The sequence below is a fragment of the Arthrobacter sp. P1_D12 genome, from assembly GCF_056406175.1.
The window spans coordinates 36,695-59,147 of sequence record NZ_JBFUAR010000037.1 but is presented as its reverse complement, the minus strand read 5'-3'; the positions used below and the strand labels follow the sequence as shown (position 1 = coordinate 59,147).

24 protein-coding genes and 1 pseudogene are annotated in these 22,453 nt (G+C 66.8%); 8 read left to right on the top strand and 17 right to left on the bottom strand.

Features of this window, described 5'->3' with window-relative positions; translation table 11 throughout:
• Nucleotides 1-192: 192 nt before the first annotated feature.
• The 3 genes from AC1DZV_RS21040 to AC1DZV_RS21030 are packed head-to-tail and all read right to left on the bottom strand — an operon-like array spanning nucleotide 193 to nucleotide 4,886.
• Nucleotides 193-1,944 (bottom strand): glycerol-3-phosphate dehydrogenase/oxidase, encoded by a 1,752-nt coding sequence (locus tag AC1DZV_RS21040; protein ID WP_476950984.1) that lies wholly within the window; start codon nucleotides 1,942-1,944, stop codon nucleotides 193-195.
• Nucleotides 1,945-1,993: 49 nt separating this feature from the next.
• Nucleotides 1,994-3,400 (bottom strand): iron-containing alcohol dehydrogenase, encoded by a 1,407-nt coding sequence (locus AC1DZV_RS21035; protein WP_476954507.1) that lies wholly within the window; start codon nucleotides 3,398-3,400, stop codon nucleotides 1,994-1,996.
• On the bottom strand, nucleotides 3,384-4,886 hold the full coding sequence (locus tag AC1DZV_RS21030; RefSeq protein WP_476950986.1) for a xylulokinase: 1,503 nt from the start codon (nucleotides 4,884-4,886) through the stop codon (nucleotides 3,384-3,386). The genes AC1DZV_RS21035 and AC1DZV_RS21030 overlap by 17 nt, the downstream gene beginning before the upstream one ends.
• Before the next feature lie 417 nt (nucleotides 4,887-5,303).
• On the opposite strand from AC1DZV_RS21030, the gene AC1DZV_RS21025 reads away from it, so the two are divergent.
• Nucleotides 5,304-6,821, top strand: a complete 1,518-nt coding sequence (locus AC1DZV_RS21025; protein ID WP_476954506.1) for a CYTH and CHAD domain-containing protein — start codon at nucleotides 5,304-5,306, stop codon at nucleotides 6,819-6,821.
• A 23-nt stretch (nucleotides 6,822-6,844) separates the two neighbouring features.
• Here the strand turns inward: AC1DZV_RS21025 and AC1DZV_RS21020 are convergent, their stop codons facing one another.
• The gene (locus AC1DZV_RS21020; protein ID WP_476954505.1) at nucleotides 6,845-7,594 is read right to left on the bottom strand and encodes a phosphotransferase enzyme family protein; all 750 of its coding nucleotides are present in this window, start codon (nucleotides 7,592-7,594) and stop codon (nucleotides 6,845-6,847) included.
• Between the two features lie 166 nt (nucleotides 7,595-7,760).
• On the opposite strand from AC1DZV_RS21020, the pseudogene AC1DZV_RS21015 reads away from it, so the two are divergent.
• Nucleotides 7,761-8,675 (top strand): annotated as a pseudogene (locus tag AC1DZV_RS21015) (5'-3' exonuclease); the annotation flags it as partial.
• Between the two features lie 48 nt (nucleotides 8,676-8,723).
• On the opposite strand, the gene AC1DZV_RS21010 reads toward AC1DZV_RS21015, so the two are convergent.
• The 11 genes from AC1DZV_RS21010 to AC1DZV_RS20960 form a co-directional block, all read right to left on the bottom strand.
• Nucleotides 8,724-8,900 carry a CsbD family protein gene (locus tag AC1DZV_RS21010; RefSeq protein WP_243178219.1) on the bottom strand — a complete coding sequence of 59 codons (177 nt, stop codon included), beginning with the start codon at nucleotides 8,898-8,900 and terminating at the stop codon, nucleotides 8,724-8,726.
• 237 nt (nucleotides 8,901-9,137) lie between these two features.
• Nucleotides 9,138-9,743: a PadR family transcriptional regulator gene (locus tag AC1DZV_RS21005; protein ID WP_243178220.1), complete on the bottom strand. Its 606-nt coding sequence runs from the start codon at nucleotides 9,741-9,743 to the stop codon at nucleotides 9,138-9,140.
• 153 nt (nucleotides 9,744-9,896) lie between these two features.
• The gene (locus AC1DZV_RS21000; protein WP_476954504.1) at nucleotides 9,897-10,811 is read right to left on the bottom strand and encodes an alpha/beta fold hydrolase; all 915 of its coding nucleotides are present in this window, start codon (nucleotides 10,809-10,811) and stop codon (nucleotides 9,897-9,899) included.
• Nucleotides 10,812-10,925: 114 nt separating this feature from the next.
• Nucleotides 10,926-12,002, bottom strand: a complete 1,077-nt coding sequence (locus AC1DZV_RS20995) for a cation diffusion facilitator family transporter (protein ID WP_476950991.1) — start codon at nucleotides 12,000-12,002, stop codon at nucleotides 10,926-10,928.
• Entirely contained in the window at nucleotides 11,999-12,376 is a 378-nt protein-coding gene (locus AC1DZV_RS20990; protein ID WP_223914797.1) for an ArsR/SmtB family transcription factor, read from the bottom strand. Before AC1DZV_RS20990 ends, AC1DZV_RS20995 begins: the two co-directional genes overlap by 4 nt.
• A gap of 69 nt (nucleotides 12,377-12,445) precedes the next feature.
• Entirely contained in the window at nucleotides 12,446-12,988 is a 543-nt protein-coding gene (locus AC1DZV_RS20985; protein WP_476950992.1) for a DinB family protein, read from the bottom strand.
• Nucleotides 12,989-13,069: 81 nt separating this feature from the next.
• Nucleotides 13,070-14,287, bottom strand: coding sequence for an MFS transporter (locus AC1DZV_RS20980; protein WP_476954503.1), 1,218 nt, complete (start codon nucleotides 14,285-14,287; stop codon nucleotides 13,070-13,072).
• 3 nt (nucleotides 14,288-14,290) lie between these two features.
• Nucleotides 14,291-14,713 carry an arsenate-mycothiol transferase ArsC gene (locus AC1DZV_RS20975; protein ID WP_476950994.1) on the bottom strand — a complete coding sequence of 141 codons (423 nt, stop codon included), beginning with the start codon at nucleotides 14,711-14,713 and terminating at the stop codon, nucleotides 14,291-14,293.
• The gene (locus tag AC1DZV_RS20970) at nucleotides 14,710-16,140 is read right to left on the bottom strand and encodes an FAD-dependent oxidoreductase (RefSeq protein ID WP_476954502.1); all 1,431 of its coding nucleotides are present in this window, start codon (nucleotides 16,138-16,140) and stop codon (nucleotides 14,710-14,712) included. The genes AC1DZV_RS20975 and AC1DZV_RS20970 overlap by 4 nt, the downstream gene beginning before the upstream one ends.
• 195 nt (nucleotides 16,141-16,335) lie before the next feature.
• Nucleotides 16,336-16,758, bottom strand: coding sequence for an arsenate reductase ArsC (locus AC1DZV_RS20965; RefSeq protein WP_476954501.1), 423 nt, complete (start codon nucleotides 16,756-16,758; stop codon nucleotides 16,336-16,338).
• Nucleotides 16,759-16,921: 163 nt separating this feature from the next.
• The gene (locus tag AC1DZV_RS20960; RefSeq protein WP_476954500.1) at nucleotides 16,922-17,596 is read right to left on the bottom strand and encodes an arsenate reductase/protein-tyrosine-phosphatase family protein; all 675 of its coding nucleotides are present in this window, start codon (nucleotides 17,594-17,596) and stop codon (nucleotides 16,922-16,924) included.
• Nucleotides 17,597-17,641: 45 nt separating this feature from the next.
• Here AC1DZV_RS20960 and AC1DZV_RS20955 point away from each other — a divergent pair, with 45 nt between their 5' ends.
• The 3 genes from AC1DZV_RS20955 (at nucleotide 17,642) to AC1DZV_RS20945 (ending at nucleotide 19,372) form a co-directional block, all read left to right on the top strand.
• Nucleotides 17,642-18,382, top strand: coding sequence for an aquaporin (locus tag AC1DZV_RS20955; RefSeq protein ID WP_476954499.1), 741 nt, complete (start codon nucleotides 17,642-17,644; stop codon nucleotides 18,380-18,382).
• Nucleotides 18,383-18,503: 121 nt separating this feature from the next.
• Nucleotides 18,504-18,854: an ArsR/SmtB family transcription factor gene (locus AC1DZV_RS20950; protein WP_459383543.1), complete on the top strand. Its 351-nt coding sequence runs from the start codon at nucleotides 18,504-18,506 to the stop codon at nucleotides 18,852-18,854.
• Nucleotides 18,855-18,886: 32 nt separating this feature from the next.
• Nucleotides 18,887-19,372 (top strand): N-acetyltransferase family protein, encoded by a 486-nt coding sequence (locus AC1DZV_RS20945; RefSeq protein ID WP_476954512.1) that lies wholly within the window; start codon nucleotides 18,887-18,889, stop codon nucleotides 19,370-19,372.
• Here the strand turns inward: AC1DZV_RS20945 and AC1DZV_RS20940 are convergent.
• Nucleotides 19,369-19,986, bottom strand: coding sequence for a MerR family transcriptional regulator (locus tag AC1DZV_RS20940; RefSeq protein WP_476954498.1), 618 nt, complete (start codon nucleotides 19,984-19,986; stop codon nucleotides 19,369-19,371). The genes AC1DZV_RS20945 and AC1DZV_RS20940 overlap by 4 nt on opposite strands.
• A gap of 71 nt (nucleotides 19,987-20,057) precedes the next feature.
• On the opposite strand from AC1DZV_RS20940, the gene AC1DZV_RS20935 reads away from it, so the two are divergent.
• The gene (locus AC1DZV_RS20935; RefSeq protein WP_476954497.1) at nucleotides 20,058-20,534 is read left to right on the top strand and encodes a DUF4188 domain-containing protein; all 477 of its coding nucleotides are present in this window, start codon (nucleotides 20,058-20,060) and stop codon (nucleotides 20,532-20,534) included.
• A gap of 34 nt (nucleotides 20,535-20,568) precedes the next feature.
• Here the strand turns inward: AC1DZV_RS20935 and AC1DZV_RS20930 are convergent, their stop codons facing one another.
• A complete protein-coding gene (locus tag AC1DZV_RS20930) occupies nucleotides 20,569-21,282 on the bottom strand; it encodes a TetR/AcrR family transcriptional regulator C-terminal domain-containing protein (protein WP_476950999.1) in 714 nt (237 codons plus the stop codon).
• Between the two features lie 274 nt (nucleotides 21,283-21,556).
• Here AC1DZV_RS20930 and AC1DZV_RS20925 point away from each other — a divergent pair, with 274 nt between their 5' ends.
• Both AC1DZV_RS20925 and AC1DZV_RS20920 read left to right on the top strand, forming a co-directional pair.
• Nucleotides 21,557-21,814: a hypothetical protein gene (locus AC1DZV_RS20925; protein WP_079552554.1), complete on the top strand. Its 258-nt coding sequence runs from the start codon at nucleotides 21,557-21,559 to the stop codon at nucleotides 21,812-21,814.
• 430 nt (nucleotides 21,815-22,244) lie between these two features.
• Nucleotides 22,245-22,451 (top strand): hypothetical protein, encoded by a 207-nt coding sequence (locus AC1DZV_RS20920; protein ID WP_476951000.1) that lies wholly within the window; start codon nucleotides 22,245-22,247, stop codon nucleotides 22,449-22,451.
• Nucleotides 22,452-22,453 lie beyond the last annotated feature (2 nt).

Here is a 22,453-nt window from a genome sequence, read left to right as displayed (position 1 = left end):
GGGTGCCGGGCTGAAATCAGCGCTCCGGGACCGGGTGTTACGAACGGCCGCCGCGGGGGCGGCGGGCCTGGCTTTTCTCTGGCGTCATCGGCAGGGAAAGTGTCCGGAAGGGGCTTTCGCGACCTTGTTCATCAAGCATACCAAGTCGTTAGACGTCTGACAAGAAAAAGTTTTTGTTGTTTTCCGGGACGGTTAGGCGTGCAGGCCGGCCGCCGCGCGGGCGGCAGGAACTGCCCTTTTCATGACAGCATCGGCAGAGGCGTCATCGGGTACGGAGATCGCTTCCCGCTGGAGGCGCACGAATTCCTGATAGCGCTCCAGTTCGTCGTCGACGTCTTGCGCAGTCCAGTCCAGGGCCGGGGCCACGGCCCTGGCAACCTCGGACGCGGCTTCTTCGCCGAAATCCTTGGATTCAATGGAAATACGCAGGCGGCGCTCAAGGACGTCCTCCAAATGCAGGGCCCCCTCGTGCGTCACCGCGTACAGCGCTTCAGCCAGAAGGGCGCCGCCGCCGCCGCAGATCTCCAGCCCGAGCACCCTGTTCTCGGCCACAGGCTTCAAGACCTCAGTGGCCATGTTTCCGTAGCGACCGACCAGGCGTGCCGCGTGGCTGGACGGCAGTCCGAGGGTTTCGAGCATGTAGGCGCAGACGCTTTCCATCTCGGCGGCAACGAAGTTTTCGCCACCGAGGAGGGGCAGGTCCAGTGTTTGCGAGGGGCGGGCAGTGCTTCGCCCCTTCGTCGCGGCGTCCACAGCGTCCTTTGCCATGACCCTGTAGGTGGTGAGTTTGCCGCCGGCGATCACCGCGATGCCCTCGTGGGGCACGTCAACGACGTGTTCCCTGCTCAGCTGCGCGGTCGAGCCTGCCTTGCCTTTCACGAGCGGGCGGAGTCCGGCGTAGACACCGAGGATATCCTCGTGGACGATCGGGACCTCGAGCACCTTGTTGACGTGGTCGAGCAGGTACTGGACGTCCGCGGAGGTGGCGGAGGGGTTCGTTTTTCCCAGGTCCCATGGCGTGTCGGTGGTGCCGATGATCCAGTAGTTGCCCCAGGGGATGACGAAAAGGACACTTGCCCCTGCCCGCAGGATCAATCCCATGGTGGACGGGAAGCGATCACGGTCAACGAGGATATGAACCCCCTTGGACATGGTGACTTCGACTGCCGAGTCGACGCCGATCATGGTTTGCGATTCTGCGGTCCACACACCCGTTGCGTTGATGATGGAGCGGGCCCGCACCTCGAACCGCTCACCCGTCTCTTCATCCGAGACGAGTACTGTGTGGTCCGCGCTGCCGGTGCCGGGCACGATCTCCACTGCGCCGGCGCGATTCATCGCATGGACGCCCCGTGACACCGCAGTGCGCACGATCGTTGCGACCAGCCTGGCGTCATCGACCTGGGCATCAAAGTAGCTGATGCCCCCACGGCATGCAGCACGGTTCAGGCCGGGCAGTTCAGCCCTGACGCGCTTGCGGCTGAGGTGGCGGTGCAGTCCGACGCCCGGGTGGCGGCCGCCGGCATAGCTGAACAGGTCATACAGGGCCATCCCGGCCCCCACATAAAACCGCTCAGCCAGCGGCGCGGTGACGGGGTAGAGGAACGAGACAGGCCTGACGAGGTGGGGTGCGATTGTGCGCAGGAGAAGGCCGCGCTCCACAAGGGCCTCCTTGACCAGCTTGAAGTTGAGCTGCTCAAGGTAGCGGATTCCGCCGTGCACCAGCTTGGAGGACCGGCTGGAAGTGCCGCTGGCCCAGTCGCTCTTCTCGATAATGCCAACCGTAAGTCCCCGCGATGCCGCATCGAGGGCAGCGCCGGCGCCGACAACGCCGCCGCCAATAACAAGCACGTCGAGTACTTGTGACTTCATCGCAGCGCGGGCTGCTTCGCGTTGCGCAGTGTTGAGTCGCCCGGTTCCGGGGGAAGTGGCGGTCTTGCTCATTGTGGCCTCCAAGGGTCTGCCTGCCTTTCGTGGCCAGGCTTCATCAGCATCAAATGTCATTAGACGTCTGACGAATAAAAGTTGATGTTGTTTGTTTGGGAATTGGTTTCGCGTGCGGTGAGGCCCGGCGTTTACAGTCCGGCGCCGATCCGTTCCGCTTCGGCGAGGGCGGCCAGGACGTCGGTCTTCGTCCACGCTCCGGTGAGGTAGGCGAGGTCGGCGATGTTGAAGCGGTTGCGCATGAGGTGGCAGTTCGTGAGCGCCCAGATGACGTCGTCTTCCTTGCTGGGGTTTTCCAGTTCGGAGAAACGGGTGGGCGCGCCGGCGGCGCGGAGCGCCGCGACGATTGCTTCCGGTTCGCCCAGCAGGCCCGAGAGCACCTCGGCGTGCGCCGGCCAGGTTGCGGCGGCGTCGCGGATTTTGGCGCCGGCGTCGACGGTACGGAGGTGTTCGAGTTTCTTGGAGTAGTCGGACCAGCACTCGTTGCTCGTGGAGCCGGCCTCGTCCATCCGAGCCGGACGACGCCGAGGCTTCCGGTGCGGAGCTTCTCGTTCATGTTCCGCCAGAGGATCGCGACGACGACGGTCGCGACGCCCACCTGGGCGCCGTGGTGGGCGGTGTCTGTGCCGCGGGCCGTGCTGGCCATGTCCAGGAGGTGGCTGATGACGTGTTCCATGCCGGAGGACGGGGAGGTTTGTCCCGCGACGCCCATCGAAATGCCCGACAGGGTCACGAACTTGGCCAGCGTCGACAAGGACTCCGGGTCAGAGGTCCCCACGCCGGGGGCAAGGCCCAGGAGTTCGGCGCCGTGGCGGCGGGTCATGGTCGCGGCCTCGGCGGAGTAGCCGCGGTCCATCTCGACGAGGGAGGACAGGTACCAGTCCGCGGGGGCGGTGAACATCGAGATCATGTCGCCGAGTCCGGAGCGGTTCAGCAGTGCCGGCGCCCCTTCCAGGACGTTGCTGTCGACCACGAGTGCGCTGGGCCAGCCGGAGTGGGCGGTGCGCTTGACGCCGTTGATCAGCAGCACGGACTGGTCATCGGCGAAGCCGTTGACGGAGGCGGCGCTTTGCACGACGACGTGCGGCCGGGTCCCGGCGGCGACCTTGCCGATGTCGCACAGGGTGCCGGAGCCGATGGTGACGATGACGTCTGCGCCGGCACAGCCGGCGGTCGCAGCGCTCACCGTGGTCTCGTCGGCGTGGACGTGGCCCGGGAGGGCCACGGTGGTGACCGTGCCGAGGGTTTCCAGGAGGGCCGTGACGGCGGGCTTGAGGTAGGTACCCGAGCCGGTGGTGTAGACGTCCTCGTCGGTCAGGACGGCGATGCTGTTATGGGCCGGGAGGGCGGCGACGATGTCGTGGACGGAGTCCAGCACGTCGGCGCCGATGACGACCTGGTCGAGGCCGACCAGGGGGTGGGAGAGGTAGCGGTCGAGGTCAGACGAGAGCGTCATGGCGTGTCACTTTCTGCGGGATGGATTCGACGGCGTCGAAGAGGGAGCGGTAGTCCTGGTAGGCCATTTCAAGGGCCTCGGCATGGGCAGGGTCGGGGTCGATGCTGACCGGGTCGAGTTCGACCACGGCATCGACGGCGGATTCGAGGCTGGCGAAGGTGCCGGCGGCGACGGCGGCGAGCAGTGCCCCGCCGGTGGCGCTGGTCTCCTCGGTGAGCACCTTCTGGATCGGGGTATTACAGAGCGTGGCCTTCGCCGAGAGCCACAGCGCGGAGCGGGCCCCGCCGCCGACGACCCGGACCGACTGGGCCAGGCCCATCGCATCAATCCGGTCGTAGATGTCACGGAACGCGAAGCAGTTCGCCTCGATGATCGCCCGGGCCATGTCGGTGGAGTCGTGGTTCATCGACAGCCCGGCGAACGTCCCGCGCAGGGAGTCGTTCCACCGGGGCGCCATGGAGCCGGTCAGTGCCGGGATGAAGCGGACCCCGCGGGCGCCGGGCTCTGAGCGGGCGGCGCGGTCGAAGAACTCCTGCTGGCTGACGCCGAGGACGTTCTGGGCAAACCACAGCGTGTTGCCGCCCGAGACGAACCCGGGGTTCTCGATCAGGTAGGTGCCGTCCACGGCGTGCGCGTGGGTCTCGACGAGTTTGGTCTCGTCGAAGACCGGGACGGCGCTGGAGACGCCGACCGGTTCGGCCGTGCCGAGGATATCGACGACCACCCCGGGCCGGACCCCGCCGGCGCCCAGGCATGCGGCGTGGTCATCCCCGGTGCTGACCACAACGGCGCAGCCCGTGGTCAGCCCCAGCGCCGCAGCCGCCTCCGCGGTCAGGGTCCCGGCGACGTCGGTGGCGCGGCCGATCTCCGGAAGCTTGGCCCGGTCCAGCCCGGCGGCGTCGATGAGTTCATCGCTCCAGTCCCGGGTCACTACGTCATAGAGCAGCGAGGACGAGGAATTCGCGTGGTCCTGGATCGAACGGCCGGTCATCCATGCGACAGCGTAGCCCCCGACCGAGGGCAGCGACGCGGCCCGCCGGTACACCTCGGGCTCGTTGTCGGCCAGCCACATCAGCTTTGGTCCGGTGTGGCTGGCGTCCAGGTTCAGCCCCGTCCGGGCGAACAGCCAGTCCGGATCGATCGCGTTCCCGAGCCGGGCAACCTGTTCGGTGGCGCGCCGGTCCAGCCAGATAATGGCCGGCCGCAGCGGACGCATGTCGGCGTCCACCGGCACGACGCCGTCCACCTGGCTCGAGAGCCCGATATGGGTCACCTCGGCCGGCTTCACGCCGGTCCGGGCCAGCACGGCCCGGACACTGGAGGCAATCCCGTGCCGGTAGTGCGCCGGATCCTGCTCTGCCCAGCCACTGTGCGGGTGCGCCATCGCATACGCGCTGCTTGCGGTCGCGACGATCACGCCCTCCGGCGACATCAGCACCGCCTTCGCGCTCTGCGAGCCAAGATCACAGCCAATTACATATCCCAATGAAATACTCCTCTGTATCCCAGTGGCCTTCCCCCGAAGCCATCACCATCTGCGTAAGTCGTCAGACGTCTAATAACTAGGTTACGGGTGCGGCTCCCGGCCGTCAAGCCCCGCCGATGTCCTTCCGGCACGAGCACCCCCGCCGAGGTCCCCGGCCTCGCTTGCGTCACGAGCCGCTGGCCCGGGGTGAAGCCGTCACGGACGTTGTCAAGGGCCGACCGCGGTCTGGTCGCCGATTCGCGCAGAGCCTAGAATCGGGCTAGGCGCACCGGGCCAAGGCACCGGCCGGACACGCCCGCCGGAGATCACGTCCATGTTCCAGCGGTGCCGATAGGGGAGGCCCGCCATGGCGGTCATCAACAGGCCCAACAGTTCGCTGCCGCGGGAACGCGCGTCCGGTGGGGGGTCCTGACCGCTATGGACACCACGGGAAAACTTGAAACGGAACAAAAGTACGACGCCGGGACCTCTGCGGCGCTGCCGGATCTGCAGGAAATCGAAGGTGTGGACCACGTCGCGGAGCCTGTGACGGATCAGCTCGAGGCTGTGTACTTCGATACCCCGGCCCTGGTCCTCGCGGCGCGTCGCATTACCCTTAGGCGCCGCACGGGCGGGGTGGACGAGGGCTGGCACCTCAAGCTTCCCGCCGGGGCGGACCAGCGGGAGGAGATCCATGCGCCGCTGGGGCAGCCGGAGACCGTTCCGGAAGAACTGTCCGACCATCTGCAGGTCCTCATCCGGGGCGACGAACTCGAGCCCGTCGCCCGGCTCAGTACGCGGCGCACCACCTACCGGCTTTACGGGCCAGGCGGTGAGCATTTGGCCGACTTCGCCGACGACCACGTTCATGCCGAGGCCCTGCGGCCGCCGGGGCCGGCCGTCGACTGGCGTGAATGGGAGCTCGAACTCGTCCACGGCACAGCGGAGCTCTTTGAGGCTGCCGCCGCAACTCTGACGTCTACCGGAGCCGGCCACTCCGCTTATCCTTCCAAGATCGCCCGTGCCCTGGGCGGTGCCTGGCCGGCCGAGTTCAGTCCCCGGACTCCAAAACCCCGGAAGAAGGGACCGGCAGTCGACGTCGTGACCGCCTATTTAGACGCGCGGATTGGTGACTTCATCGCCAATGATCCGGGTGTGCGGATGGGCACACCGGATTCCGTCCACAAGATGCGGTCCGCGACCCGCCGGGCGCGCTCCGCCCTGGCCACGTACCGCAAACTCTTCAACCGCTCAGCGGTGCGGGAACTCCAGGCTGAACTGAAGTGGCTGGGCCAGATCCTGGGCCCGGCCCGCGATGCCGAAGTCATGCTGGAGCGGCTTCGCCAGCACATCCTGGAGCTCCCGGAAGAACAGAGGTCCGGCCTCTTGGCCCAGATGATCGATCAGGAGCTGGTCGCAGCCCACGACGCGGGCTACAGAAACGTCCTGGAGACCCTCCGGACCGGCCGCTACTTCCGTCTCCTGGGCTCCCTGGAGGACTTCCGGGACAACCCGCCTGCCAAGCCACGCGCCTTCCGGCCCGCGCGCAGCGTGACGGCCAAGCTGGTCAACAAAGCCGCGAAGCGGGTGGAGCGTGCCCGGAAGGCCGTCAAAGGCTCGGCCGACAGGGCCGCGCGCGACACAGCGCTGCACGAGGTCCGAAAAGACGCCAAGCGCCTCCGCCACGCGGGTGAGTCGGTCCTGGAGATCCACGGCAAGCGCGCCGCCAAACTCACCAAAGCGGCCGGACGGCTCCAGACAGTACTCGGCGACCATCAGGACAGCGTCATGGCGACCGACCTCCTGCGCAGACTCGCGGCCACCCCGGACCGGCCCGCCGATGCCGACCTCGGCTTCGAGGGTTTGCTGGAGATGGAAGAACGCATTGCCCGGAAGACGGAGAACAAAGCCCGCAAGGCAGGGAAGAAGCTTCGCCGCTTGCGGCTGCGACCCTGATCCTGGACGCGTCGAGCGTCGGGTTAATGGCCGGACAGGCTGCCGGCCATTGCGGAAACTCTGCCGCGATCCCTGCGGTACATGGCGGAGTGCTCGAGGAAATCCTCCCGTCCGGTGGCCGCAGCGCGCCCGTCCGTCAGCTCTGCCAGTTCGTCCAGCCTGGCCGCGAGGGTTTGGAACACTTGCACGTGTCCGAAGCTGACACCGTACGCGTCAATGAGGGCATCCAGGCGGGACAGCCGCTGCTGCTCTTCGGGAGCCCCGGGGCCGCCGTTTTCCCCCAGCGGCACGAGCCGGTACGCGAGGTAGGCAAAGTCCCAGATTCGTGGTCCCGGCGAGGCCGTGTCGAAGTCGATGAGCGCGGTTAGCCGCCCATCGGCAAACACCATGTTGTACGGCGCGGCGTCGTTGTGGCACACGACTTCTGCGGGTTGGTGAGTGGGCAGTTGCCACGAGAGATCCGCCCGGGCCAGTCCGACGCTGGCGTCGTGGATGCGGCGGAGCAGGGCTCCGGCGTCGCGCAGAACGGAAGGATCCCAAATCCAGTCGGGCAACGGGTAATGTGCTGCATCGCCGTCGATGAAGCTGAGGACCTCGCGGCCATGGTCGTCCATGCCCAGTGCCTGGGGGACCTCAGTGACGCCAGCATGCCGAAGGGCTTCGAGGAGCGAATGGACGGCCGGCGTCCACGGCCCCGCGGTCCGGCGCACCGTTCGGCCGACCCGCGTGACGAGAGTCGAATTACCTCCGGTCAGAACTTCTTCTTCGTCCATCCGCCCAAATCTACCCCCGTCGACCTTTGCCCAGGACCGGGGGAGCGGAAGACCCGGCCGGTCTCCAACGGCTTGGACGGTGGCGTCGACTGCGTCACTTTGTGCCCCTCCGAAGTTGGACCGTGACGTTCCACCGCCAGCGGGCGCATCCGTGTCAGGATCAGTCATGACCGACCGCCTGATGCTCCTCGACACCGCGTCGCTATACTTTCGCGCGTTCTACGGCGTGCCCGACACGATCCGCCGCGCCGACGGCACCCCGGTGAACGCTGTTCGCGGGCTGCTCGACATGATCGCACGGCTCACCACCGACTACGGTGCGACGCATCTCGTCGCGTGCTGGGACGACGATTGGCGCCCGCAGTGGCGGGTGGACCTCATCCCGAGCTACAAGTCGCATCGGGTCGCCGAGGAGGTGGCAGGCGCCCCCGATGTGGAGGTGGTGCCGGACGCGCTCGAGGCGCAGATTCCGATGATCCGCCGTGTGCTCGAGCTCGCCGGCATCGCCGTCGTCGGGGCTGCCGACCACGAGGCCGACGACGTCATCGGCACCTACGCCAGCCACGCCGAGCTTCCGGTCGACGTGGTGACGGGCGACCGCGACCTCTTCCAGATTGTCGACGACGCCCGTCAGGTGCGGGTGGTCTACACCGCGCGCGGCATGAGGAACCTCGAAGTCCTGACCGACGCCGACGTCGTCGGCAAGTACCGTGTGCTGCCCGTGCAGTATGCCGACTACGCGACCCTGCGCGGCGACACCTCCGACGGGCTGCCAGGCGTCGCCGGCATCGGCGAGAAGACTGCCGCGTCGCTGCTCGGTGAGTACGGCACGCTCGATGCGCTGCTCGCGGCTGCCGCGGATGCAGGGAGCGGGCTGTCCACCGCAGTGCGGTCGAAACTCGCCGCGGCGGCGGACTACCTCACGGTCGCGCCCACCGTCGTGAAGATCGTGAGGGACCTGGAACTGCCGACGCTCGAGGAGGCCGGCGCGCGGCTGCACCCTGTCTCCGGCGGTTCGCGGGCCGAGCTTGAGCGTCTCGCCACAGAATGGAACCTCGGCGGTTCGGTCGGCCGGCTCCTGGGCGGAGGTGCGATCCGGACCGCACCTCCGCCCGCCGGCGGCCTGTTTTCAGTGTTTCTTGAAGGCGTCCTTGACCTTTTCGCCGGCCTGCTTCAGGTCTGCCTTGACCTGATGGCTTTTGCCCTCGGCCTTCATCTTGTCGTCGCCGGTGGCTTTGCCGGCCGCCTCTTTGCCTTTGCCGTGGAGTTTCTCGGCGGCATTGTGGATCTTGTCACCCAGGCCCATGATGAACCTCCTTAGTTATGTCGCCCCCGCGACGTGAATGCCATGGAGGCCACACTTAATTGTAGGGACGGAACCGTGGAAAGCGGGGGCCATTTGGTGCGGTCCGGGCCATTCCCGGCTCCGGGACAACAATCCAGGTCAGGCGGTCACGGTTCCAGAATACAAATGCCGCCAGCCGAAGTTATTCGGGCAGGGACCCTTGGCAGCGGTGGCAGTGCGCCGGCCGAAGCGGCGGTGTTAGTCGGCAAGAATGCGGTAGAGCGCGCGGCGGGTGTCATCGATGACCGTCATTGCGGCATTGCGTTGTTCCTCGGTTGCCGAGAAGCGGAATTGGTGGATGACTCCCATGAGTTTTCCGACGCTTTGGTGGAACGCCGGCCCGGATCCCTCCGGGTCGGTGTTCCAGGCGTTCCCCAGCTCCTCGGCGTGATCGGCCACGTAGGCCTTGCCCGCATCGGTGAGGGTGAACTCGGTGCGCCGGCCATCACCTACGGGCGCAATGAGCTCTTCATCAACGAGCTGCTGGAGCGTCGGGTAGACGGACCCCGGGCTCGGACGCCAGGCGCCCGAGGTTTTTTCCGCAATGGTCTTGATCAGCCCGTAGCCGTTGGACGGTGATTCGGCCAAGAGGGAGAGAATCGCCGAACGAACATCGCCCCTGCTGGCCCGCCGCGACCCGCCGGGGCCAAAACCCGGTCCGAAGCCCGGTCCGAAGCCCGGTCCAAACCCGCGGCCCGGGCCGAAACCACCGTGTCCGTGGGGTCCGCGGCGGCTCCTGCCGCGCCCGAAACGTGCCTGGGCGGGTCCGCCGTCCGTGAATTTGTCGTCATGCATGCCTTTCATAGCGGCATCGACCTTTCTCAATCAGTTGTGATCAATGATGGTCGCCGATTGTTCGGCGATAATTAACGATATATCGGTGAGTATCGGCGGTCAAGAGTCGATTTGCCCCGGCATCCGCTGACTCGCGGACGCTGCCAGCCGCTGCCGTACAGGTCACGGATACAGCAGGTCATCGAGCAGCCGTTGCACATGCTCCGGCCGCTCGATGTTCGCGAAGTGGCCGCAATGCGGGAGTGTCACCGTCTGGACGCGTGGGATTATCTCGGCCAGTCGGAGCAGGTCAGAGGGTGGTGTGAACACATCGCTGTCCCCGCGGATCGCCAGCACCGGACACAGAATGCCCCGCCACTGGCCAAAATCGTAGTGCGCCGCGGCCCGGGCTGCCGCGGAGAAACAGGCCGGCCGGGCGTCCTCGCCAAGCCCTCGAAGCACCCCCGCGGAGATGGATGCGGGTTCTGCAAAAAACGGGAACAACAGCGGCCGCATCACGGCGGTGGACCCGATTGCACGGACCAGCGCGGGCCCTGCCGGGCCGAGGGCTGCCGCGGCGCGCATGGCCAGCAGCATGCCCAGAAACATCGGGAACCGGAACAGGCTGCGCCGTGGCTTGCCGGCCGCTTCGGACACGCCGAAGGTGGTCGCCGAAATCGCGGTCACGCTGGCGGTCCGCCCGGGCCAGGCCGCGGCGATGTGCAATGCCAGGAAGCCTCCCATGGAGTGGCCCACCAGGTTCCACCGCCGGTAGCCGAGCGAGGTCAAAGTACCGGTGACGGCGCGTGCCATCGCTTCGATGCTCAAATTCGCCATCCGGGCGTCCTGCGTGGACTCGCCCCAGCCCGGCAGGTCTATCAGCACCCGGTCATGTGCCGCTGTCGCGTGAAGAAGCTCCCGGAAGGACGTCCAGGAGCCCGCGGCGCCGTGGAGGTAGACATCCGCCGTCCCGGATACGGCGTGCGGGCCCCCGGTGCCTTCCTGGACATGCACCGTGCAGGGGCCCAGCTCCGTGGCAAGGGTGCGCCGCCGCAGCGTGGCAGCCCCCGTACTTGCGGTTTCCTGCTGAACACCCATGGACACCTTCTGTTCGTGGTCTTTGAAGGTGATTCGGAGCGGCGGGGGTGCAGGACCGGACGCGAGGCTCGAGGCGGTGGAGGCCGGTGCGGATCAGGGCCTCCGAGGCCGCCGTTATCCGCGGCTCGGGGGAGGCGGTGGTCCGGCCGTCGCGGCCGGGCCGAACGTGGGGACCATTGTCACGGAGCCCACGTTCGGGAGTGCGTGGCGGGTGGCGTGGTCGATTTCGTCGTGGATTGTGGCAAGTTCGCCCACGCCGGTGATCGTGGTCAGGGGGATGGAGACCTCGACGTGAAGCCGGTGGCCGGACCAGCGCAGCCGGGATGTTGCGCCCGCGGGGGCGTGGGCAGTGACAACCGCCGCCAGGCGTTCCGTAAGGTTCGGGTCCACGCCGTCCATGAGCCTGCGCCCGATGTCGCGAATGGTTCCCCAGAGGAGCACGGCGATGGCTGCGGAGATGAGCAGGCCCACGATCGGATCTGCAAGCGGAAATCCGAGCCATATGCCGATGACTCCGGCGACGACGGCCAGCGAGGTGAAGCCGTCGGTGCGGGCATGAATGCCATCGGCGACGAGCGCGGCGGACCCGATCCGCCGTCCCACGCGGATCCTGTAGATCGCGACTAGTTCGTTGCCGGCAAAGCCCACGAGCCCGGCGGCGAGCACCCAGCCCAGGTTCTGGACGGGTTGGGGTTCAAAGAAACGCCGGATGGATTCGACGGCGGCCACCACGGCGGAGAGCGCGATCATCGCCACAATGAACAGCCCTGCGAGGTCCTCGGCGCGGCCGAATCCGTAGGTGTACGTCCGGGTCGCGCGGCGGCGTCCGAGCAGAAAGGCGATCCACAGCGGAACGGCGGTCAGGGCATCGGAAAAATTGTGGACCGTGTCCGCCAGCAGTGCCACGGAGCCGCTGATGAGGACGATGACCAGCTGGAACAATGACGTGGCCCCCAGTCCGAGCAGGGAGACCTTGACGGCGCGAATGCCCTGGGAACTTGTCTCCAGGGCGGAGTCGATTGAGTCGGCCGAGTCATGGGAGTGGGGCACGAAGAGCTCCTGCAGCCAGCCCTTGAACCCGGTCGCGTGGACATGGCCGTGCGGGCCGTGGTCATGGTGATGGGCGTCGTCGTGAGCATGTCCGTGCGGGTGCGGGTGGACATCGTGGCCGGGATGCATTGGCCGGTTCATGCGCCGGCCTCCCTTGTAGGGCTGTGCGGGGCTGTGCTGTGATGCGGGGCCGTGCCGAGGGTGTGTTCGGCCTGGTGGATGGCGTCGGCCACGAGCTGCCAGGCGTGCCCGTCCTGCAGGCGGTAGTAGACCTTAGTGCCTTCCTGGCGGGTGGCGACCATGCGCGCCAGCCGCATCTTGGCCAAATGCTGGGAGACCGCGGCCGCCGATTTCCCGGCCTTTTCGGCCAGTACGTTGACGGGCAGTTCACCGTGGCGCAGTGCCAGGATGAGCCTGACCCGGGTGGCGTCGGCCAGCATGGCAAACACCTCCACGGCCAGCTCGACGTACTGGCTGTCCGCGGTGAGCGCGCAAGCCTTGTTATCTGCATTCATACGCAGATACTTACATATAACCACGCTCCACTCAAGACGGCCGACTCAACGGGATACCGTTAGTGGCCATCAGGACGATTCCGGTGCGTCCGGATTCCGAAGGCTCAGCTGCCTGGCGTGGAAGTCGAAATGAAGCGTGGGGTAGGCGTAGACATCGCTGAGTGTCATCAGCGGCGTGAAGAAGGGGTCCCACCTGTCGGGAAACGGCATTGACCTGGCAAGGGTCTGCGGGTTCTCGTGTTCGAGCCGGCGGGAGAGCGCGGCGATGGTTCTATCCAGTTTCCGGCTCATCCTGCGCCTGTTGTAGACGCGGGCGGCGGTCCGGGAACCCCAGTAGTTCACCACATCAAAAGGACCGGTGCCCGCGTTGAGGACAGCAGCGAATGCCCGGCCCGCCGGGCGGGGGAGCCGGCTGACGACGTGGACCAGCGGAAGCAGGGCGCGGACCACCATGTAGCCGAAGACCATGTGGAAGAGCAGTTCCTCGTTGGTCCAGCGGGTGCCCGTACTTTTGCGGCCGAGGTCATTAGGCGCCGCGTCCTGCAGCAGGGCGTCGAGGTGGCGGCGGGCGCGGCTGTACCCGGCCAGGATTTCGTCCATCGTCGGCTCCACAACGTGCCCTTCGCAGTCTCACGCCTTCAGTCGTGCCCTTATTATGTCCCGTGTCTATCAGCCTCAGGGGCAGCGGGTCTCTTAGCTGGTTCTGGAGGGCCTGAGCTGCCGCACGCCTCCGGCAGCGGCGAGAATGGCGGCCGTGGCGGCTGCAGCGGTCATGGCGTACGCCATGCTCGTGTATGTCCCGAGCCAGGCGGCCAGCACGGGTCCCGCCGCCGGGGCAACGGCCGTGACAGCTGTGAGCGGAGCCGCGAACAGTCCCTGCAATGTGCCAAGATTCTGGGTTCCCCAGCGGTCAGCCACGATGGTGGCCTGCAGCAGTGTCTGGCACCCGCGGACCGCGCCGGCGAGCATACCCGCCGCGATCAGCGCCGGCATCGGGCCGGGCAGTGCCGCGAGCAGGAAGACGGCGCAGGCCGCCGTTCCGGCGATGACCTGCAGCCGGGYGCCGGACGGGATGGCTGCGAACAGTAGCCGGCCGCCGACCTGACCGGCGCCCACAAGACCGAACCCGAGCGCGGCCGTGGCATAGTCGGCGCCTTTCTCTACGAGCAGCGGAATGATGTTCAGCGTCACGGTGTAGAGCCCGAGGCAGAGCAGGACCATCAGCGCCTGCAGACCCAGGAATTCCGGGCTTCGCCGCACGGCCCGCACCATCACCTGGTGGTCCGTGGCGGGGATTCCGGGGGCAGCCGGGGCCCAATTCCGGTTCAGGTACCGGGCGTGCAGCGGCACGGAGATGATTCCCATGATCCCGGCGAGGATGAGGAAGGCGCCGCGCCAGCCGAACGCGGATGTCAGGGCTGCGGTGAGCGGGGCGAAAATGGTGGATGCGAACCCGGCGACGAGGGTCAGGACGGTCAGGGGCCGTACCCGGGCGCGTCCGTACCAGCGGCTGATCACCGTGAAGGCCGGCTGGTACAGCACCGTGGCCTGCGCGGTCCCGGCGACGAGCCAGGCCGCAAAGAACGCTGGCAGATTAGGGGCCAGTCCCACCGCGACCAGGGCCAGCACTCCGAGCAGGGATCCGCCGATCATCAGCGCACGCGGCCCGGTCCTGTCCAGCCTCCTGCCGACGGCGATCCCGGCCGCAGCGGAGACCAGCAGGCCGGCGGAAAAGGCTCCCGTCACTAGCGCCGGGTCCCAGCCGGTGTCCTCGCTGATGGGCCGGACCGCCGCGATCAACGAGTAGTAGAGCACGCCCCACCCGGTCGTCTGGGTGATACACAGCGCGGCCAGGCCGCCGCGCGGTGCACCCTCCGCGACCACTGTCCGGGACAACGCCGGGGCGGGCATGGCCTAGTCCCCGGTTAGCTCCGCATGCAGTTTCCGGACCCGGGCCTTGATGTCGTCCCGGACCAGGCGCATGCGTTCCATGCCTTCGATGCCGCGTTCGGAGGGCTCGTCCGTATCCCAGAACTCGAGCCGCTGGCCCTTGCGGGGCTCGACCTTAGCCTGGTTGCCCAAGACGATGACGACGTCGGCCGTGTCCAGGACCTCGTCGGTGACGGGCTTGGGGTACTCGCCGGTGATGCCGATGCCGAGTTCATTCAGAGACTCCACGGCCTGGGGGTTCAGCGACTGACCGGGCTTGGTCCCGGCGGAGTGCACCGTGACGCTCCCATCGGCGAGATGGTTCATCAAACCTGCGGCGAGCTGGGACTTTCCGCCATTCTTGCTGCAGACGAACAGGACGCTGGGCGTTTTCGTGGTCTCGGTCATGCGTTTGATTCTTCCTTCTCTGGGCTGGGTTCGTGGAGCAGTGATACTGCCGGTTGATCTTCGCCGGAGCGTCCGTGGGACAGTCCGGTGGGGAAGCCGACGAGCACCGGCTCGGGAGCGGCGCAGCACGAGGACCCTGATGCGACGGCTACGGCCGCCGGAACGTCGCAGCTGGTGCCAGCGTCGGAGGAGCAGACACCGGTTTCGGGGAGTTCGAGCTGGACGGTGTCCGCGGCCTCGCGGTCGCCGGCCAGGGCGGCGGCGACGGAGCGGACCTGTTCGTAGCCGGTGGCGAGCAGGAAGGTTGGTGCACGGCCGTAGGACTTCATGCCGACGATGTAGAAGTCCTTGTCCGGGTGGGCCAGGAGCTTGGCGCCGTGCGGTGCAACAGTGCCGCAGGAGTGGAACTCCGGGTCGATGAGCGGGCCGAGCTCCACGGGTGCTTCGACGGCCGGGTCAAGGTTCAGGCGGAGCTCACGCAGGATGTCCAGGTCCGGGCGGAAGCCGGTGCAGGGGACGACGACGTCGGCCTCGAGGGTGCGTCCGTCAACGGATTCCACAGTCACGCCGGAATCCAAGGCTTTGAGGGAAGCAATGCCGAAGCCGGTATGCAGTTCGATGGTCCCGGCCTCGACGAGGCGGCGCAGGCGGGCACCGAGCTGGCCACGGGCGGGCAGCCCGTCGGCGTCGCCGCCGCCGTAGACTTTCTCGGCGGACGCACCGCGGACCGCCCAGAGGATCCGGGTGCCCGGTTCGTCCTTGGCCAGGTCCGCGAGGCTGATCAGGGTGTTGGCGGCGGAGTGGCCGGCGCCGACGACCAGGACACGGCGTCCGGCGAAAGCGCCACGGTCACGGCCCGTGACGTCAGGGAGCGGCGAGGAGATCCGGTCCGCGGCGGAGTCCTCGCCGATGGCGGGAAGCCCGGAGGTCCCCAGCGGGTTGCGGGTGGACCAGGTACCGGAGGCGTCAATGACCCCGGCCACGGTGTGGTCGCGGGTTTCCCCGTCCTGGTGCTGGACGCGGACGACGAACGGTGTGATCTCGCGGTTACGGGTGTGGGTCTTGTCCATGCCTGTGCGGGTGACGGCGATGACTCTGGCGCCGGTCTGCAGCCGGGAGCTGATGACCGGGAGCGCGGCCAGCGGGGCCAGGTACCGATCGATGAGTTCCCCGCCGTAGGGCAGCGCGGTGGGCCGGGGCGCCTCCCAGCCGGCGGCTTCGAGCAGGCGAACGGCGCCGGCATCGATGTTGAACCGCCACGGGGAGAACAGCCGGATGTGGCGCCACTGCTCGATCGCGGCGCCGGCGGAGGGGCCGGCTTCGAAGATCAGCGGTTCGAGTCCGCGTTCAATCAGGTGGGCCGCGGCGGCCAGGCCCACGGGGCCGGCGCCGATCACGGCAACGGGAAGGTTCTTCGCTGAATCCATTGGTGTCCTCTTTCATCCGTTGTGGTGTTGCGGTTGTTTTCGGTTGGCCCTGCCGGCCGGGGTTGGGCCGGCAGGCGCCGGGGTTGGGTTAGCAGCAGTCCTGATCCTCGTCGTCGCAGCATCCGTCGCTGCAGCATCCGGTGTTCATTCAGCTCACCCCCTCTCCGTCCTCTGTCAGACGTGTGGTGCTGCCCCTTACTTGGCGGCAGGGGTCAGGGACTCGATCAGGTCCTCGATGCGGCCCTTGATCTCGTCGCGGATCGGGCGGACGGAGTCCACACCCTGGCCTGCCGGATCCTCCAGGACCCAGTCTTCGTAGCGCTTGCCGGGGAAGTAGGGGCATTCGTCGCCGCAGCCCATCGTGATCACGACGTCGGATTCCTTCACGGCCTCCGTGGTGAGGATCTTCGGGATTTCGGCGGACATGTCGATGCCGAGCTCCGCCATGGCCTCCACGGCTGCCGGGTTGACCTTGTCCGCGGGCTGGGAACCGGCGGAACGGACCTCGATCCGCCCCTCACCGAGGGTGGTCAGGAAGGCTGCGGCCATCTGGGAACGGCCGGCGTTGTGGACGCAAACGAACAGGACGGACGGCTTCTTGGCGGTTTCGGTGCTCACGGGGTTTCTCCTGGAATCAATGAGGTGAGTGGGCGATACAGTCTGGAGTCTTGCGCCCGGCTTGAAACTCTCAACCGAACATTGATGATGATCGATATAGAGAGTATCGGGCTATAGATTGATGAATGTCAATATTTGCTGTCGGTGGATTTCTGCGACGGACCTAGACGGCGGTTACGCGGGGCGCAAGGTCATTGATGCGGCGGGTGATGTCGTTGAACGCCATGTCGAAAGCTTCTTTGGTGCCCGGGCGCAGCGGATCCGGCACCGACCAGTGGATTCCACCCAGCCCGGGCAGTTCCTCGTGGGCCTTGTCGCAGACGGTCACGATGAAGTCGCCCTCGTCTGCTACCTGGATCAGGGTGCGCGGGGAAAGGTCCGCAAGGTCCAGGCCATGACGGCGGGCGACGTCGATAGCGCCTTGGGCGATGCGGTCTGCGGGGTGCGTTCCCGCCGACGTCGAGGGAATTTCACTGACCTGCTGCCAGAGAGCGGCGGCCAGCTGGGACCTGGCGCTGTTTCGTGTGCAGACAAAGAGGATGCGGCGCGCCCCGTGTTCGGCCCCCGGCACCAGGCCCTCCAGAGCGCCGGCAGCAAGCCGGATATAGCTGCGGCGCCTGTCGGCTTCGGAGCGGTGTCGGGTTGCCAGTCCGGCATCTTCCAGCGTGCGCAGATGGTGGGACAGCAGATTCGACGGCATCCCCAGCTCGGCCTGCAGCTCCGTCGGGGAGAAGTCCCCGAGTGTCAGCAGATCAACGATGCGCAGCCGCGCAGGATCGCCGAGGGCTGCGTGCTTGGCTACCCGCGCCCGAAAGCCCTCTGCTGCCTCAATATTCATTGGTTCAATTTTGACTGAGCTAATTCTTTCGGTCAAGCTGTTGCCATGATTTCCAACCAGCCGCCGCTGTGGCGCCGCGCCATCGCCGAACTGCTCGGTACCAGCCTGCTCGTGGCCATCGTCGTCGGCTCCGGGATCGCCGCGCAGCAGCTCTCACCCAGTGACGTTGGCCTGCAGTTGCTGCAGAACAGCACCGCCACAGTGCTGGGCCTGACGGTGCTGATCCTGATGCTCGGGCCTGTGAGCGGCGCGCATTTCAACCCCGTGGTCTCCCTCGCCGACTGGATCCTGGGCCGACGCGCCGGTACCGGCTTGACCCTGCCGGAGCTGGGCACCTATGTGGTTGCCCAGACCGTGGGTGCGGTCAGCGGCAGTATGGTCGCGAACGCCATGTTTGAGGTGGGCACCTCCATCTCGTCCAAGGAGCGCGCAACACCGGGGCATCTCCTGGGTGAAGTTGTCGCCACTGCGGGGCTGGTCCTGCTGATCTTCGCCTTGGCTGCCACCTCCCGCGGCGTCCTTGCCGCGCCGGCGGTGGGCGCCTACATCGGAGCCGCGTACTGGTTCACGTCCTCGACCTCGTTCGCGAATCCGGCAGTGACGGTGGGCCGCATCTTCAGCGACACCTTCGCCGGCATCGCACCGGCCTCAGTTCCAGGCTACGTTCTGGCGCAGCTGATCGGCGCAGCAATAGGAATTGGCCTTCTCCTCATCCTGTTCCCGGCCGCGGCCCGCATCGCGGACGACGTCGTCCTGGCGCACAGTGCCGAAACCGCCCGCTCCTAGCCTTGGCCGGCGGCCGAACAATGCCGCCCCCACCCAAAGCAAATCTACGCCGGGGACGCTTCCGACCCGTGCCCCCGCTCCAATACATTGATGTCTATCAATATCAGGGCATAATGGGTACATGAAATTGTTGCCTGTACTCGAGCCGGCCACGGATGAATCCTGCTGCACCCCGGCAGGGCCCCCTGCCCTGGGTGCCGAGGAAGCCCAGCAGAGGGCCCTGGTTTTCAAGGCGCTGGCCGACCCGAACCGGCTCCGGCTGCTCTCCATCGTCAAGGCCGGCGAGTCAGGGGAGGCATGCGTCTGCGACCTCACCGAACCGCTGGACCTGGGCCAGCCCACGGTCTCCCACCACCTGAAGGTCCTGGTCGAGGCCGGGCTGCTGCACCGTGAAAAGCGCGGCACGTGGGCCTACTACTCCCTGGTGCCCGGGGCGCTCGAGCAGACGGCCGGGCTCCTGGCGACGCTGTGACCGCGCAACAGTCCGCGGTGACGATCCGCTCCATGCGCGAGGACGACTGGCCGGCCGTCCGGGGAATCTACCGCGAAGGACTCGCCACCGGCCACGCCACCTTTGAGGCGGAAGTGCCGGACTGGGAACGCTTCACCAGTTCCCGGCTTCCCGCGCACCGCCTCGTCGCCGAGGCTCCCGAGGGCGGGATCCTTGGCTGGGCGGCTGTCTCCGCGGTGTCGGCGCGGCCCGTTTATGCCGGCGTGGTCGAACACTCCGTCTACGTCGCCGCGGAAGCCCGCGGCAAGGGAGTCGGGGCCGCGCTGCTTCAGGCCTTGGCCGCATCGACCGAACGGTGCGGGATCTGGACGATCCAGGCCAGTGTCTTCCCCGAAAACGAAGCAAGCCTGAAGCTCCACCTCGCGAACGGATTTGCCGTCGTCGGCCGGCGGAACCGCATTCCCCGCATGAGCTACGGCCCCAGCGAAGGGCAATGGCGGGATACGGTGCTGATCGAGCGGCGCTCCCCGGTCGTCTAGGACTCCGCCTCGCCTAACCGCTGGAAGGATGCGCTTTGCTGGGCAAGCCGGCGCATGGCCAGGAGTACCGGTTCCATCAGGAGTGTCCCAAGAACCACGTGCCTCATGGCGGCCTCGGCCGAATCCGTGGGGACACTTTCGACGTCGGCCGCCGCGACGTCCCGCATTGCCGCGGCGTAGCGGTCCAAGAGCGCGGCCGGCGCATCGAACCCGGCATCTGAGAGCCCGTGCAGGGCCTCCACCAGGGCGGCCTGAGTATCGCGGTCGCATGTCTCTGCGCCCCATCCCCAGCGGTCCAGGAGCCGCTGTGCCGGGGAGAGGTCGACGTCGTCCGGTGCGGTCCGGGTGACCGCGTGGTGCGCAATTCCGAGCAGGTCGCGGCCTGACTCCGGCGGGTTCTCCAGGCCAAGCAGTACCTGGCGGGTGGCGCTGATGCTGAGCCCGGCGGTCCCAATGAGTGCCCGGATGAGCTTCAGCCGCCGAACATGCGAGTCGTCGTAGCGGGCCTGCGTCGCGGACGTCAGCACGCCCTCATGAAGCAATTTCTCCCGAAGGTAGTACTTGATGGTGGCCACCGGAATCTCAGTAGCAGCGGCCAGCTGTGAGATGCGCAAAGTTTCTCCTTGACTTGGATAGTCGCACTCGCCAATATTGGGGAGTAGCGGTATCCAGTTAGGAGAAAAGTATGGCACGCATCAATGCTGGGCGTTTCACTCACCGCCGTTCCGGTGATTTGGTGGTCTTCCTCATCGGCATGCGCATCAACAGGCCCTGGCGTCCGGATCTCTGGCTGCCTGTGTTCCTTGCGATGCCCCGGATGCTGACCGAACTCTTCCGGGAGCCGGGTTCCGGCCTCCTTGGTTGCCGGTTTGCCCTCGGAGCCGGCGGGCCGGTCATTGTGCAGTACTGGGACTCGGTGGACAAGCTGTATGCCTACGCCAGCGCGCCCCAGTCCGAGCACAGACCCGCCTGGGCTGCCTTCAACCGCCAGGCAAGGAAGGCCCCAAAAGCTGTCGGCATCTGGCATGAGACCTTCCAGGTAAGCAGGGCCGAGAGCATGTATGTTTCTATGCCTACCGAAGGTCTCGCGCAGGCCACAGAGCTTCTGCCCGTGGGGCCAGGAAGCCACCAGGCGAAGGATCGGCTGTCCAACCCGGGCTGAGATGACTGGTGCCTTTCCAAGGGGAAATTCCGGATCAGGGTTCGGTCGGGGAGTCCGGCAGCGGGAGGCGGGCCGCGAGCCCCGTGAGCAGGATGGTGATTCCCTCATCCAGTTCGGCCATCCCGTCGTAGTCGGCGAGGACCGGGGCGAGGGCGCGGAGACGGGGGAATTCCTTCGGCGGCAGGCGGTGCAGGCCCAGGCGGAGAAGGGCCTCATTTTCCTCGGGGTCGACGACGAATTCCTGCAGTTCGTTGAGGATGTGCCCGTAGAGGTATCCGTAGTAGGCGCGGTAGACGTGCAATGCGTCAACGGGGGCGAATCCGGCGTCGATCAGCAGGGACAGTATCTGCTCCAGCGGACGCAATGTTCCCAGCGGCCGCAGACCCAGGGGCGTTGACAGGGGGCGGGTCACGAGGAGGGGCACGATGTTGGGGTGCCGGAGCGCCAGGAGCCGCAGGTCGTGGGCAATGCGCCGGAGCTGCGACTGCCAGTCGGGATCATCGGGAATGATGGCCAGTTCATCCAGCACGAGTTCTGAGACGCCGTCCAGCAGGGCTGCGCGGTTGGCGGCGTAGCGGTACAGGCTCATGGGGTCCCGCCCGAGTTCCTGCCCGAGCCTGCGCATGGTGAGGGCGTCGAGTCCTTCGGCATCCACCAGTGCCAGCGCCGACGACAGGACAATCTCCCGGCTGAGGCGAGCCTTCTTGCCGGGAGCCGCAGGGGGCGCCGGGTGCTCTTCGGGCGACATGGTTTTCCGTTCGGGTCGATACAGAGTGGTTACAGTTCCGGGATGAAAAGCCGGTTGCTTAATGTGTAGTCTACGCCTACAGTCTACATTGTAGAGAAGCTGCATTGGCTGGTTTCCGCAGGACGTAGACCGCCAGCCCAGTAACGCTTTACTCCCGGATCTGCGGTGACGCAGCAGTGCGGGATCTTGCTTCATCGCCCCGTGCATGGCCTTGACGCTCAGCTGCTGTAGCCACACGGCGGCACACAATGCACCGCGAAGAAACGAGCCACTCATGGCAACTTCCCAATACGACCAATTCCTGCAGGAAGCCACCACCCGGGACCCTGCATCCGACCACGCCTTGGGCCGGGACTGCCTCTACGGGCTCTACACCAGCTGGTGTTTCCTGAGCCAGACCGCGCCCCGCCCCGAAGATGCCTTCTGGGCGGCCATGAAAGAAAAGCAGGTCCACCCCAAGCGCAACGGCCTCCGCATGAAAGGACCAGCCGCGGCGGACTACATCCTGGCCAGCTACCCGGGCCTGGTCTGACCCGGGTGACAATCACGTCAAGCACGTACTTGCCCCGGGATGCCCACCAGCCCCGAGGGCGCCGGCCTTGGTGTGCGACTTGTGAGACCGACCGGCACCTGCTCCTGGACTCTGTCGCCACCATGAATCCGCAGCAGGAAACCCTCGCGGCCGCCATCAGCTGTACCAACTGCGGCAGCTCGCACGTGGTAGCTACGACTGCGGCGTTTCTCGCTATTATCCCGGCGCGGAACGGGAACAGCGGCGGCGCCATGCACCGGGAGGACGCATACCGCCACTGCCAGGAGCCGATGTCCGCAGTGGACCCCGAACGGCGAAGTGCGCACCGGGCGGTGTCCACACACGCCGGGAGCCCGGATGTTCTGGGTGACTATCTCCGGACGCGTGTTCTCCGGTGCCGGTGCGGGTTCCAGATGGAGATACCCCGCCCGTGACAAACAGCACCCTCCAGGGTCTGCAACGAACAAAGCATGAGGGGCATACCGTTTCCAGCCACAGCACTGCCATCACCGGACCCTCCGCGGCCCACATTCAACGACCCGGGCTTATGGACATGGATCTGTCCCCGCAGGGACTCGCGGATGCCCCGGCAAACGAAGTCGACCCGGACAGCCTCGTCTACACCGGCAACAGCTAACC